The 13363-nt window shown below is 71.5% G+C and carries 10 protein-coding genes; 8 read left to right on the top strand and 2 right to left on the bottom strand.

Features of this window, described 5'->3' with window-relative positions; translation table 11 throughout:
* Positions 1-1914: a flavin-containing monooxygenase gene (locus tag ACWEV3_RS15210; RefSeq protein ID WP_452614447.1), complete on the bottom strand. Its 1914-nt coding sequence runs from the start codon at positions 1912-1914 to the stop codon at positions 1-3.
* Positions 1915-2109: 195 nt separating this feature from the next.
* On the opposite strand from ACWEV3_RS15210, the gene ACWEV3_RS15205 reads away from it, so the two are divergent.
* Entirely contained in the window at positions 2110-2895 is a 786-nt protein-coding gene (locus ACWEV3_RS15205) for an enoyl-CoA hydratase/isomerase family protein (protein ID WP_452614446.1), read from the top strand.
* Positions 2892-3779, top strand: coding sequence for a crotonase/enoyl-CoA hydratase family protein (locus ACWEV3_RS15200; protein ID WP_452614445.1), 888 nt, complete (start codon positions 2892-2894; stop codon positions 3777-3779). Before ACWEV3_RS15205 ends, ACWEV3_RS15200 begins: the two co-directional genes overlap by 4 nt.
* A 182-nt stretch (positions 3780-3961) precedes the next feature.
* Here the strand turns inward: ACWEV3_RS15200 and ACWEV3_RS15195 are convergent, their stop codons facing one another.
* Positions 3962-4789: a crotonase/enoyl-CoA hydratase family protein gene (locus ACWEV3_RS15195; RefSeq protein ID WP_452614444.1), complete on the bottom strand. Its 828-nt coding sequence runs from the start codon at positions 4787-4789 to the stop codon at positions 3962-3964.
* A gap of 315 nt (positions 4790-5104) precedes the next feature.
* Here ACWEV3_RS15195 and ACWEV3_RS15190 point away from each other — a divergent pair, with 315 nt between their 5' ends.
* The 6 genes from ACWEV3_RS15190 to ACWEV3_RS15165 are packed head-to-tail and all read left to right on the top strand — an operon-like array spanning position 5105 to position 13194.
* The gene (locus tag ACWEV3_RS15190; RefSeq protein WP_452614443.1) at positions 5105-6361 is read left to right on the top strand and encodes an acyl-CoA dehydrogenase family protein; all 1257 of its coding nucleotides are present in this window, start codon (positions 5105-5107) and stop codon (positions 6359-6361) included.
* Positions 6358-7698, top strand: coding sequence for a phosphotransferase family protein (locus ACWEV3_RS15185; RefSeq protein WP_452614442.1), 1341 nt, complete (start codon positions 6358-6360; stop codon positions 7696-7698). Before ACWEV3_RS15190 ends, ACWEV3_RS15185 begins: the two co-directional genes overlap by 4 nt.
* The gene (locus ACWEV3_RS15180; protein WP_452614441.1) at positions 7695-8615 is read left to right on the top strand and encodes an SMP-30/gluconolactonase/LRE family protein; all 921 of its coding nucleotides are present in this window, start codon (positions 7695-7697) and stop codon (positions 8613-8615) included. The genes ACWEV3_RS15185 and ACWEV3_RS15180 overlap by 4 nt, the downstream gene beginning before the upstream one ends.
* A gap of 30 nt (positions 8616-8645) precedes the next feature.
* Positions 8646-10304, top strand: coding sequence for a class I adenylate-forming enzyme family protein (locus ACWEV3_RS15175; RefSeq protein ID WP_452614440.1), 1659 nt, complete (start codon positions 8646-8648; stop codon positions 10302-10304).
* Between the two features lie 45 nt (positions 10305-10349).
* Positions 10350-11375 (top strand): phosphotransferase family protein, encoded by a 1026-nt coding sequence (locus ACWEV3_RS15170; RefSeq protein ID WP_452614439.1) that lies wholly within the window; start codon positions 10350-10352, stop codon positions 11373-11375.
* Between the two features lie 34 nt (positions 11376-11409).
* Positions 11410-13194 carry an acyclic terpene utilization AtuA family protein gene (locus ACWEV3_RS15165; protein WP_452614438.1) on the top strand — a complete coding sequence of 595 codons (1785 nt, stop codon included), beginning with the start codon at positions 11410-11412 and terminating at the stop codon, positions 13192-13194.
* Positions 13195-13363: the final 169 nt, after the last annotated feature.

The raw sequence follows: 13363 nt of genomic DNA, 5'->3' as shown, positions 1-13363 counted from the left end.
TCACTCGCTTTCTCCGCCGCGCAGCAGGAAGTCGGCCGGGTCGGGCCGCTTCGTGCGCTTCCAGTACTCCATCAGGGAGAACGGCCAGTTCTGCGCCACCCGGCCGTGCTCGTTCTTGTACCAGCTGTGCACTGTGGACTTACCCCAGCTCATCAGCAGGTTGGCGCGGTCGACGTCGGCGTTGAACCCGTCGTGCACCTCCGCGCGGCATTCGAGCGCCGCCGAGCCGCGCTCCAGCAGCAGGCGCAGGCAGCCGACGATGTAGTTCACCGCGCACTCGGAGAAGAAGATGATGCTGCCGTTGACCACGATGTTGGTGTTCGGCCCGTAGATCATGAAGAAGTTCGGGAACTCCGGCACCGTGATCCCCAGGTAGGCGCGGGCGTCGCCGCCCCATCGTTGGTGCAGGTCGACGCCGTCGCGGCCGGTGACCCGCATCGGCGTCAGGAAGTTCGACGCCTGGAATCCGGTGGCCAGGATCAGCACGTCGGCGTCGTGCTGCCGCCCGTCGGCGGTGCGCACGCCCGTCGCGGTCACCTCCCGGATCGGCTCGGTCACCAGGTGCACGTCTTCCCGCCGCAGCGTCGCAGGCCAGGTGCCGTTGTCGCGCAGCATCCGCTTCGCCGCTGGCGGGTACTGCGGGGTGACCTTGCGGACCAGTTCGGGATCGTCGGGCAGGCTCATCTCGAGGTAGGCGACCAGGAGCTGCCGGAGTTCCTCGTTGCGCGCGGACACCGAGCGCGGATCGCCGGTCCAGTCCGGATCGACCGCTACGGCCGGGAGGACGCCCTCCGCGGAGCGGCAGAACAGCCAGAACCGGTACCACCGGGCGTAGTGCGGCACGTTGCGCAGCAGCCATCGCAAGCCCGGCTGCACCGGGTCGTGGTAGTCCGGGGTGGGCACCAGCCACGGCGGGGTGCGCTGGAAGAGGTGCACTTCGGCGGCCTGCTCGGCGATGATCGGCACGAACTGCACGGCGCTGGCGCCGGTGCCGATCACCGCGACGCGCTTGCCGGTCAGGTCGACGTCGTGGTCCCAGCGGGCGGAGTGGAAGCTGGGTCCGGCGAAGTCGGCCAGGCCGCTGATCTTGGGGTAGCTGGGCCGGTTGAGCTGGCCGACGGCGCTGATCACCGCCTGCGCCCGCAGCCGCCGCGAGCCTCCTGCGTCGCGGACTTCCAGCTCCCAGCAGTGCTCGGCCTCGACGTACTCCGCCGCCACGACCTCGGTGCCGAACCGGATGTGCCGCTTGAGGTCCTGCTCGTCGGCGAAGTCACGGAAGTAGTCCAGCAGCGCCCGCTGGGTGGAGAAGTGCCCGGGCCAGTCGTGGTTGCCGGTGAAGGAGAAGCTGTAGAGGTGGTTGGTGACGTCGACCCGGCAACCCGGGTAGGTGTTCTCCAGCCAGGTGCCGCCGACGTCGGAGTTCTTCTCGAGGATCTCGAACGGAACCCCGGCCTGCCGCAGCCGGTGCGCGGCGGCCAGCCCGGACATCCCGGCGCCGATGATCACCACGTGCAGCGGCGCGTCGGCGGCGAGCTCGGCCTTCGTCCAGTCGGGCCGGCCCGGGTCGCCGTCGTGGGCCAGTTCCTCCACCAGCAGCGGCAGATAGCCGTCCAATGCGCCGCTGGTGGAGAACTCGATGAGCCGGCGGACCTGGTCGTCGGCGAGTTCCGGAGCCGCCGGGCAGCCCCGGTCGCGCCAGCCGGCCAGCGCGCGCAGCGCGAGCTCGCGGGCGGCGGCCAGCTGCTCGTCGCCGAGCGCGCCCTGCGGGCTGAACCGGTCGGTCGGGTCGGGTCGCAGGTCGTCGCGCAGCAGCGACAGGTCTCCGGTCAGCTGGGCCAGCGCGGGCAGCAGTGCCGGGATCTCGGCCTCGTCTATCGCCGCGCGCAGGAAGTCGTCATCGTCGTTGATGGCCATCGTTCCCCTTCCCCGCCGGGGTCGGATCTCGGCGCGCGCCGAGGCGCCCGAGCCTCGACTTTTCCATTGCGCCGCGTGGTTTTCAAGCGCCGATCGATGCTTGGGAGCTGATGCCACCGGATGCTAACTTAACGAACGATACACGGCTGGCGGGTCGCGCCGCCGCACGCGAAACGATGGGAACGTGTGAGCACAATGGACGGTGACACGGTTCTGCTGGCCCAGGACGGCCCCGTGCTGACGGTGACGATCAACCGGCCCCGCCGGAAGAACGCCATCGACGGGCAGACCTGGCTGGCGTTGCAGAAGGCGCTCAAGCACGCGGCGACCGAGGACAGCGTGCGAGCCGTGGTGCTCACCGGCGAGGGCGGTGATTTCTGCGCCGGCGCGGACCTCAGCACCGACCGCGGCTCGCAGCACCCGCTGCGCCGGATGCACGGCATCAACGATGTCGCGCTGTCGCTGTACGAACTGCCCAAGCCGGTGGTGGCGAAGGTGCGCGGCGTCGCCGTCGGCGCGGGCTGGAACCTGGCGCTGGGCTGCGACCTGGTGGTCTCCACGCCGGATGCGCGGTTCTCGCAGATCTTCGCCAAGCGCGGCCTGTCGCTGGACTTCGGCGGCTCCTGGTTGCTGCCGCGGATCGTCGGGATGCAGCAGGCGAAGCGGCTCGCGCTGCTCGGCGAGATCATCGGTGCGAAGGAGGCCCTGGAACTCGGGCTGGTCACCTGGATCAAGGAGGACCACGAGCTCGACGAGTTCGTCGCCGACGTCGCCGGGCGGCTGGCGCAGGGCCCGCCGATCGCGATGGCGCAGAGCAAGGACATGCTGCACGCCGGCGCGCACCAGAGCTTCCGGGAGGCGCTGGAGAACGAGGCCCGCGCCCAGGTCGTCAACTTCGCCACGGCGGACGGCCCGGCCGCGCGGGAGGCGTTCGTGAACAAGGTGGAAGCGGTGTTCACCGGCGAGTGGATGGTGCGATGAGCTACCAGCAGATCGCCTACGAGGCCGCCGACGGCATCGCGACCATCACGCTGAACCGGCCGGACAAGCTCAACGCCTTCACGCACGTCATGCGCGCCGAGCTGATCGACGCCTTCGACACCACCGACGCCGACGACTCGGTGCGCGCGGTGATCGTCACGGGCGCGGGCCGCGGCTTCTGCGCCGGTGCGGACCTCAGCTCCGGCTCGGACACCTTCAACGCCGATGCCGACGCCGAACGCGCGAAGGACCGGTGGGCGGCCGGGGAGATCGGCGGTGTGCCGCGCGACGGCGGCGGCACGGTGGCGCTGCGCATCGCGGCGTCGCGCAAGCCGGTGATCGCGGCGTTCAACGGCCCGGCGGTCGGGGTGGGCGTGACCATGACGCTGCCGATGGACATCCGGCTGGCCGCCGAGTCGGCGAAGTTCGGCCTGGTCTTCGCTCGCCGCGGCATCCTTCCGGAGGCGGCCTCCACGTGGTTCCTGCCGCGCGTCGTCGGCATCTCGCAGGCGATGGAGTGGGTGGCCACCGGCCGGGTCTTCGGTGCCGAGGAGGCGCTGGCGGGTCGCCTGGTCTCCCGCGTGGTCCCCGACGACGAGCTGCTCCCGACGGCCCGGGCGATCGCCCGCGAGGTCGCCGACAACACCTCGGGCGTTTCGGTGGCGGTGGCCCGCCAGCTGCTGTGGGGCATGCTCAGCGCGGACTCGCCGTGGGAGGCGCACCGCCTGGATTCCAAGGGCATCAACCACCTCGGCGCGGGCGCAGACGCGGCCGAGGGCGTCGCGTCGTTCCTGGCCAAGCGCCCGGCCGAGTTCCCGCTCAAGGTCAGCCAGGACTACCCGGACTTCATCCCGCCCTGGCCCAGGCGCCCCGACGGCATCTGACCCCCCGCCGCAGTTTCAATTGAAACTGTCCCTCCCAGCGGTCCCGGACACCGGACACCGGACACCGGTTTCAATTGAAACTGTGGTCCGGTCTCCCCGTGCTCAGGCACAGTTTCAATTGAAACTGCACGACGTCCCCTGTCGTGGTCCGCAGTTTCAATTGAAACTGCGGCGCGTCGGGGTCAGGTGGTGGGGTCGGCGAAGTTCGGGGCGCGCTTCTCGAGGTTCGATTTGACCGCTTCGACCTGGTTCGGGCTGCCGATCAGGGCCTTGATCGCCGTCTGCTCCGCCTCGAAGCCCTCGGCGAGGCTCACGCGGCCCGCCATGTCGAGGAGCTGCTTGGAGTAGCGGATCGCTTCCGGGCTCTTGGTGGCGATCTCGGCCGCCAGGGCGAGGGCCGCGGTCAGCGGGTCGGCTTCGACCCGGGTGCACAGGCCCAGCGCGGCGGCTTCCTCGCCGCTGATGACGCGGCCGGTGTAGGTCAGCTCCTTGGCGACGTCGCGGCCCACGAGTTCCGGGAGCAGCTGGGTGCCGGTCATGTCCGGCGCGATTCCCCACTTGATCTCCATCACCGACAGCTTCGCGTCCGGCGCCACGAGCCGGATGTCCGCGCCCAGCGCCACCTGCAGGCCGCCGCCGAACGCCACGCCGTGCACCGCCGCGATCACCGGCACCGGCAGCGTCGCCCACACGTGCGCCGCCTGCTGACCGCGCGCCTTCGCCGGGCCGACCGGTTCGGTGGTGACGGACTTGCGGTCGGGAAGCCGGCCGCTGTCGTCGGCCATCTGCTGGAAGTTGGCGAAGTCCAGGCCGGCGCAGAAGGCCCGGCCCTCCCCGGAGAGCACCACGGCCCGCACGCCGTCGTCGTCGCGCAGCCGCAGCCCGGTCGTGACCAGGGCGTCGAACATGGCCTGGTCGAGCGCGTTGAGCTTGTCCGGTCGGTTCAGCCGCACGTCCGCCACGCCGTCGGTGATGGTGCAGCTGACCCGTTGCTCGGCCGTTGTCGTCACGAACCCTCCTGAGAGCACTGGAACCGGTGCGGGCACTACGCCTTGCGCACCAGGGATTTCCGCACGCTATGGCGCGGTCGAGCGGGACGTCAAGAACGCCCTCGTTCGTCCTCTTGTGCTACCGGCCGCGCCGTGTCTAGGGTCACTGAACGAGCGTTAAAGAGGTGATTTCAGAACGGGCTTGCGGCCCCCGCGGGATCCCCGGCCTGCGCACGTTCGCGGCATCGGGGCCGTCCTCACCGGACGACGCCGCGAGAACCGGCGACGGTGCGAAGTGATCCCCGCCGCATTCCGATGGACACGTGAGGAGAACGCATGGACTTCGCTCTCCCTGCCGAGCTGGTCAGCCGCCTCGCCGCGCTCGACGCGTTCATCGACTCCGAGATCCGCCCGCTGCAGGAGCAGGACGACAACGAGCGGTTCTTCGACCACCGCCGGGAATTCGCCCGCACCGACTTCGAAGCGGGCGGCACGCCGCGCCGGGAGTGGGAGGAATTGCTCGGCGAGATGTTCCGCCGCGCCGACCGGGCGGGCTGGCTGCGCTACGGGCTGCCCGCGGAGGTGGGCGGTTCGGACGGCACCAACTTCGACATGGCCGTGATCCGCGAGCACCTCGCCGCGAAGGGCCTCGGCCTGCACAACGACCTGCAGAACGAGTCGTCGGTGGTGGGCAACTTCCCGGTCGTGCACATGCTGCTGGCGTTCGGAACCCCGGAGCAGCGCGAGGAATTCCTCCAACCCGTGCTGGCGCGCCGCAAGCGGCTCGCGTTCGGCCTCACCGAACCCGATCACGGCAGCGACGCCACCTGGCTGGAGACCACCGCGGTCCGCTCGGGCGGCGACTGGATCATCAACGGCGCCAAGCGGTTCAACTCCGGGATGCACTCCGCGACCCACGACATCGTCTTCGCCCGCACCTCCGGCGAGCCCGGCCAGGCCACCGGCATCACCGCGTTCATCGTGCCCACCGACGCGCCGGGCTTCTCCGTCGACTTCCACTGGTGGACCTTCAACATGCCCACCGACCACGCCGAGGTGACCCTGCGCGACGTGCGGGTGCCGGACTCGGCGGTGTTCGGCGAGGTCGGCGGCGGGCTCGCACTGGCGCAGCACTTCGTGCACGAGAACCGGATCAGGCAGGCGGCCTCGGGCGTCGGCGCGGCCCAGTACTGCATCGACCGCAGCGTCGAATACGCCCGCGAGCGGGTCACCTTCGGGCAGCCGCTGGCCAACCGGCAGGCCATCCAGTGGCCGCTGGTGGAGCTGCAGACCGACGCCGAGCTGCTGCGCGGCCTGGTGCGCAAGACCGCCTGGGAGCTGGACCGCAGGCCGCACTTCGAGATCAGCGACCGGGTGTCGATGTGCAACTTCCGCGCCAACCGGCTGGTGTGCGAGGCGGCCGACCAGGCGATGCAGGTGCACGGCGGGCTCGGCTACACCCGGCACACCCCGTTCGAGCACATCTACCGGCACCACCGCCGCTACCGGATCACCGAAGGTTCCGAAGAGGTGCAGAAGCGGAAGGTCGCCGGATACCTGTTCGGCTTCGCCGGGCCGGGGCGGCGCCGGTGAGCGCGGCGGAGCCGCTGGACGGGCTCGCGCGTCGCCTGCCCGGGGTGCTCGGCCGCCCGGTCGAGGTGACCGGGCTGGCGCAGGCCAGCGGCGGGGCGAGTCGCGAGACGTGGTTCGTCGAGCTCGACGGGGGAGCCCGGCGGCTGGTGCTGCGGCGCGACCCGGTCGGCGCGGCGCGTCCGGAGGGCATGGCGCGCGAGGCGGTGGTGCTGGAAGCGGCGCGGGCCGCGGGCGTTCCGGTGCCACTGCTGGTGGACCACAGCACCGACGCCGCGATCCTCGGCTCGCCGTACGTGCTCACCGAACACGTCGACGGCGAGTCGATTCCCCGGCGCCTGCTGCGCGAGCCGGAATTCGCCGCAGCACGCGGGAAACTGGCCCGCGAACTCGGCCGGACAGCGGCGCTGATCCACCGCGTTCCCGCGCCGGACCTGCCGTCGGCCGACCCGCTCGACCAGCTCGTGGCGACCTACGAGGAGCTCGGCGAGCCGCTGCCCGCGGTCGAGATCGCGTTCCGCTGGCTGCGCGCGAACCGGCCACCCGACACCGGAAGAACGTTGGTGCACGGCGATTTCCGCAACGGGAACCTGATCGTCGGTCCGGACGGGCTGCGGGCGGTGCTGGACTGGGAGCTGGTGCACCTCGGCGATCCGATGGAGGACCTGGGCTGGCTGTGCGTCAACGCCTGGCGGTTCGGATCGCCGCTGCCGGTCGGCGGATTCGGCACCAGGGAAGAACTCTTCGACGGTTACGCGGAGATCGCCGGGCGGCGACCGGACCCGGATGCGGTGCGCTGGTGGGAGATCCTCGGCACCGCGCGGTGGGGCGTGATCTGCCGCTCGCAGGCGCAACGGCACCTCAGCGGCGAGCGGCCGTCGATGGAGCTGGCCGCGATCGGCCGGCGCGTCTGCGAGCAGGAGCACGACCTGCTGGCCGAGCTCGGCGTGCCGCGCCCGGCCGGTCCCGGGCAGGAGCGCCGGGCACCGGTGTCGGATCTGCACGGGCGGCCTTCGGCGGCGGAACTCGTCGCGGCGGTGGCGGACTTCCTGCGCGACGAGGTCGTGCCGGACAGCACCGGGAGGATGCGGTTCCAGTCCCGGGTCGCCGCGAACACCCTGTCCATCGTGGAGCGCGAGCTGGCGTTGGCGGAGCGGCAGGAACAGCGGCACCGGCGCCGGCTCGCGGATATGGGGCTCGCCGACCGGGCGGCGCTGGCCGGCGCGATCCGCGACGGCGAACTCGATCCCTGGCAACCGGAAACGGCCGCCGCCGTGTGGGAGCAGGTGCTCGACCGGCTCGCGGTGGCCAATCCGCGGCACCCGAGAGGAATCTCATGACCGAGCTGACGACGATCGCGTCGGGCCTGCAGTTCCCGGAGGGGCCGGTGGCCCTCGCCGACGGCTCCGTGCTGCTGGTGGAGATCAAGCGCGGCACGCTGTCGCGGGTCGCGCCGGACGGCACCGTGTCGGTGGTCGCCGACTGCGGCGGCGGACCCAACGGGGCGGCGATCGGGCCGGACGGCGCGGTGTACGTCTGCAACAACGGCGGATTCGAGTGGCACGACATCGGCGGTCGCGACGTTCCCGGCATGCAGCCCGACGACTACATCGGCGGTCGCATCCAGCGGGTCACCGCGGACGGTGAGGTCACCGACCTCTACACCGCCGTGGACGGCCACGGCCTGCGCGGCCCCAACGACATCGTCTTCGACGCCGAGGGCGGCTTCTACTTCACCGATCTCGGCAAGCGCCGCCCGCGCGAGACCGACCGCGGCGGGCTGTACTACGCCACCGCCGACGGCAGTCGCATCGAGGAGATCGCCTACCCGCTGGCCGACGCCAACGGGGTCGGGTTGTCGCCGGACGGTACGCGGGTCTACGTGGCGGAAACGTCGACCGGCCGAGTCTGGTACTGGGACGTCGAGGCTCCGGGGAAGCTGGGCCGGGGTGGCAAGGGACCGGCAGGGGCCAAGCTGCTGCACGGCTTCGAGGGCTACCAGCTGCTGGACTCGCTCGCCGTGGACTCCGAGGGCAACGTGTGCGTGGCGACGCTGGTGACCGGCGGGATCAGCGTGCTGTCGCCGGACGGCGAGCTCAAGGACGTGATCAAGCCGCCGAAGCACGACTTCCACGTCACCAACATCTGCTTCGGCGGCCCGGACCTGCGCACCGCCTACATCACCTCATCCGGCTGGGGCATCCTCTACGCCACCGAATGGCACTGCCCAGGACTGCGCCTCAACTACGGAGCTTGATAGATCACTGTGGACACTCAAGGAGGGGACGTGCCGGAGGACCAGCGACGGCGGTTGCTCGCGGAGCTCACCGGTCCGGGCGGTGAGTTCGAGATCGTGCCGCAGGACGTCGGCGGCATCCCGATGCGGGTGTACGCCAAGGGGCCGACGACGCTGCGCGACGTGGCGCTGTTCAGCCAGGGCTACGGCGCGCGGGACTTCCTCGTCTACGACGGCTACCGGTGCACCTACGCGGAGCACTACCGGCTGGTGGCGGGCTTGGCGCGCAGCCTCCGCGAGGAGTACGGCCTGGTCTCCGGCGACCGCGTGGCGATCGCGATGCGCAACTACCCGGAATGGGTGCCGATCTTCTGGGCGATCCAGGCGGCCGGGCTCGTCGCGGTGCCGCTCAACGCGTGGTGGACCGACGCGGAACTGCGCTTCGGCCTGACCGACTGCGGCGCGAAGCTGGTGTTCGCCGACTCGCAGCGAACCGCCCTGCTGGACCGCGACATCCCGGTCGTCGAGGTGCGCGGGGGTGATCCGGCGCCGGGCGTGCGGGCGTGGTCGGAGCTGCTGGCATCGCTGCCCGCGGACGCGGACCTGCCGGACGTGTCGATCGGGCCCGACGACGACGCCACGATCCTCTACACCTCCGGCACCACCGGCCGCCCCAAGGGCGCGATCGGCACGCACCGCAACCACTGCACGAACCTGCTGAACACGGTGGTGAACCGGCGCGTTCAGGCGGCGCTGGCCAACGGTGGCGAGTTCCCGCCGCTGGGCGAAGGACCGCAGCCCGGCGTGCTGCTGACCTTCCCGATGTTCCACATCGCCGGCCTCACCACGCTGTACTTCGGCACGCTGGCCGGGGCGAAGCTGGCCACCATGTACCGGTGGGACCGGGAGGCCGCGGCGCGGCTGATCAAGACCGAGGGGCTGACCAGCGCGGCCGGCGTGCCGACCGTGATGCGGGACCTGGTCGAGCAGGGCGACGCGGTGGCCGGGCTGGACGGCGTGAACATGGGCGGCGCGCCGATCCCGCCCGACCTCGTGCAGCGCATCGGCGCCTTCGGCACAGGTGTGGCGCCTTCCAACGGCTACGGACTCACCGAGACGACCTCGGCGGTGGTCGGCAACGCGGGCGCGGACTACCTCGCCCGCTCCAACAGCGTCGGCCGCTGCATGCCGGGCACGGACCTGCGCGTCGTGGACCCGGCCACCACCGAGGACGCGGCGCCCGGCGAGATCGGCGAGCTGTGGTTCCGCGGGCCGAACATCGTGCGCGGCTACTGGAACAACCCGCAGGCCACCGCGGAGTCCTTCATCGACGGCTGGTTCCGCACCGGCGACCTCGGCTACGTCGAGGACGACTGGGTGTACGTGGTGGACCGGCTCAAGGACGTCGTGATCCGCGGCGGCGAGAACGTGTACTGCGCGGAGGTCGAAGCGGCCCTCTACGAGCACCCGGAGGTGGCCGACGTCGCGGTCATCGGCCTGCCGCACCCGACGCTCGGCGAAGAGGTCGCGGCGGTGGTGAACCTGCATTCCCCGGTGTCGCCGGAAGAACTCCGGTCGCACGTGGCGGCGCGGCTGGCGGCCTTCAAGGTCCCGGCGCACGTGGTGGTGCGGGCGGAAGCGCTGCCGCGGACGCCGACCGGCAAGGTCCTCAAACGCCAACTGCGCGAGCAGATCGCCGTGAAGGACTGATTCGAAGCGGCTGTCACTGGAACGCCTAGGTAGTGCGAGGTTGACGTGGAACTGCGTGGCATCGAGCCGGAGAACACCGAGCGCTGGCTGGCCGAGAACGTGCCGGGACTGCGCCCGCCGGTGACGTTCTCGATCGTCTCCGGCGGGCGGTCGAACCTGACCTACCGCGTCGTCGACGCCGACGGCGCGGTGCGCGCCCTGCGCCGCCCGCCCACCGGCGGCGTGCTCACGACGGCGCACGACATGAGCCGCGAGTGGCGGTTCATCTCCGCCCTGCACGGCACCGGCGTGCCGGTTCCCGATCCGCTCGCGTACTGCGCCGACGAGTCGGTGACCGGCGCCGAGTTCTACGTGATGGGCTTCGTCGACGGCCACGTGCTCGCCGGTCCGGATTCGGCGGAGTCGTTCTCGGCGACGGCGCGGCGGCGCGCGGGCCTGGCGACGGTGGAGTGCATGGCGGCATTGCACGGCGTCGACCCGGACTCGGTCGGGCTGGGCGACGTCGCGCGTCGCGACGGCTACCTGGAACGGCAGCTCCGCCGCTGGCAGCGGCAGGTGCACCAGTCCGGCGCGCCGGACCTGCCGCTGCTGGACGCGGTGCACGACGCGCTGCTGGCGAAGGTGCCGAGGCAGCAGACCGGCATCGTGCACGGCGACTTCCGGCCGGGCAACCTGTCGTTCTCGCCGGACGGCGAGGTGCTGGCCGTCTTCGACTGGGAGCTGGCCACCCTCGGCGAGCCGCTCGCCGACCTGGGCTGGCTGCTGGCGACCTGGGTGGAGCCGGGCGACGAACTGCCTCCCGCGACCGCCCTCGGCCCCACCGCCGAACCGGGCTTCCCCACCCGCGCGGAGCTGGTCGACCGCTACGTCGCGCTCGCCGGCCGCGACGTAGCGGACCTGCCGTACTACGTGGCGTTCCAGCGGTGGCGGTCGTGCTGCATCAGCGCCGGTGTGCGGGCCCGCTACCTGGCAGGTGTGATGGGCGACGACGGCTACGTCGCCGAAGCCCGCGCGAAGAACGAACTGCGCCAGGCCGAAGCCGCCTGGCAAGCGGTGCAAGAGCTCTCGTGAGCGTTCATGCCGGTTCTCGCCGGAACGAACGCTCATGACCGCGGAAGAGGAGGAACTCATGACCCGGGCGATCCGCATCGCAGGCTTCTCCGGCTACCTCGGTGACCGGCGCAGCGCCTTCGCGGAGGCCGTGGCCGGCGATCCGTGCGACGTGCTGATCGGCGACTACCTCGCCGAGTTCACGCTGGCCATGCTGGCGGCCCGGCACCGCAGCGACCCGTCGAAGGGCTTCGTCGAGTACTTCCTCGACCAGCTGCGCCCGCACCTGGCGACGCTGGCCGAACGCGGCACGCGGGTCGTGGTCAACGCCGGCGGCTTCAACCCGGCCGGCCTGGCCGACGCCGTGCGGGCGCTGATCGCCGAGGCGGGCGTGCGACTGCGCGTCGCGCACGTCGAAGGCGACAACGTGCTGTCCGCATTGGACGATCTGCAGGCCGCCGGGCACCCGTTGCAGAGCCTCGACAGCGGCGCACCGCTGGCGGACTGGGGAGTCCGGCCGATCGCGGCAAACGCCTACCTGGGCGGCTGGGGCATCGCGGCCGCACTGCGCGAAGGCGCCGACATCGTGGTCTGCGGGCGCGTCACCGACGCCTCGCTGACCGTCGGCCCGGCCGCCTGGTGGCACGGCTGGCGCAACACCGACTGGGACGAACTCGCCGCCGCGGTGGTGGCCGGGCACATCATCGAGTGCGGCCCGCAGGCGGTCGGCGGCAACTTCTCCGGGTTCACCCGGGTGCCCGGCATGGTCGCGCCGGGATTCCCGGTCGCCGAGATCGCCGCCGACGGCACCGCGATCATCACCAAGCACGCCCGCGACGGCGGAATGGTCACAGTGGACACCGTGACCGCGCAGCTGGTGTACGAGATCCAGGGCCCGCGCTACCTGAACCCGGACGTCACCGCGCACCTGGACACCGTGCGGCTGCGGCAGATCGGCCCGGACCGGGTGGAGCTCTCCGGCACCACCGGATCCCCGCCGCCGCCCACGACCAAGGTCGCGGTGTTCGCCCCGATCGGCCACCAGCTCGTCTCGGCGCTCTACGCCACCGGGCTGGACATCGACGAGAAGGTCGCGCTGATCCGGGCCCAGGCCGAGGCGCTGCTCGACGGCGCGGAAGCGGAGCTCGACGTGAGCGCCCTCGGCACCGCGGCGGAGGACCCGGAACGGCAGTGGGACGCCACGGTCCAGGTGCGCATCATGGCCACCGCCGCGGAGCGGGCGCCACTGGAGGAGCTGGCGGAAGGACTCGGCGGCCTGTTCCTGTCGAGCATCCCCGGCTTCTACACCGACAGCGCCGCCCGCCAGTCCGGGACGCCCAAGCCGCGCATCGACTACTGGCCATCGCTGCTGGCGATGGACGCCGTGCCGCACGAGACGGTGCTCGACGACGGCACCCGGATCCAGATCGTCCCGCCGCCTGCCACCGAACAACCGGTCCAGCCTGCGCATCCCGAGCCCGAGCCGAACCCGGCGGGCGAAACGCGCCGCGTCCCGCTCGGACGGATCGCGCACGCGCGCAGCGGTGACAAGGGCGGCAACAGCAACGTGGGCCTGTGGGTCGACGACCCGAAGGCCTGGCCGTGGCTGCGCGGCTTGCTGAGCACGGAAGAGCTGCGACGGCTGATGCCGGAGGCGAAGGACCTGGAGATCGTCCGGCACGAGTTCCCCAACCTCCGCGCGGTGCACTTCGTCCTGCGTGGACTGCTGGGCACCGGCGGTTCCAGCAACCTGCGGGTCGACCCGATCGGCAAGGCGGTCGGCGAATTCCTCCGAGCCCGCCACGTAGAAGTCCCGGTGGACCTGCTGGATGGGCAGTGACGGCCGCGAACGATCGCCGGCTCGCGGTCGGGTGGTGAGCGCCGGTTTCGCGCGAAACCGCCCCCCCCCCCCAATGACGGGGGCGGGTTGGCCCCCAACCCCCCCGCGATGAAGCGCGGACCGACCCCCCCCGCCCCCCCCCCCCGCGAAAAGAGACCGCGCCCAAGGC

It is taken from the genome of Saccharopolyspora sp. NPDC003752, assembly GCF_053605825.1.
Note: the sequence above shows the minus strand (reverse complement) of the source record. Positions and strands in the feature narration are given on the sequence as shown.

Excerpts from the sequence above, each read along its gene's own strand:
- ACWEV3_RS15205 (WP_452614446.1), top strand. The coding sequence starts at position 2,110 with ATGGACGGTGACACGGTTCTGCTGGCCCAGGACGGCCCCGTGCTGACG.
- ACWEV3_RS15190 (WP_452614443.1), top strand. The coding sequence starts at position 5,105 with ATGGACTTCGCTCTCCCTGCCGAGCTGGTCAGCCGCCTCGCCGCGCTC.
- ACWEV3_RS15165 (WP_452614438.1), top strand. The coding sequence starts at position 11,410 with ATGACCGCGGAAGAGGAGGAACTCATGACCCGGGCGATCCGCATCGCA.
- ACWEV3_RS15180 (WP_452614441.1), top strand. The coding sequence starts at position 7,695 with ATGACCGAGCTGACGACGATCGCGTCGGGCCTGCAGTTCCCGGAGGGG.
- ACWEV3_RS15210 (WP_452614447.1), bottom strand. The coding sequence starts at position 1,914 with ATGGCCATCAACGACGATGACGACTTCCTGCGCGCGGCGATAGACGAG.
- ACWEV3_RS15200 (WP_452614445.1), top strand. The coding sequence starts at position 2,892 with ATGAGCTACCAGCAGATCGCCTACGAGGCCGCCGACGGCATCGCGACC.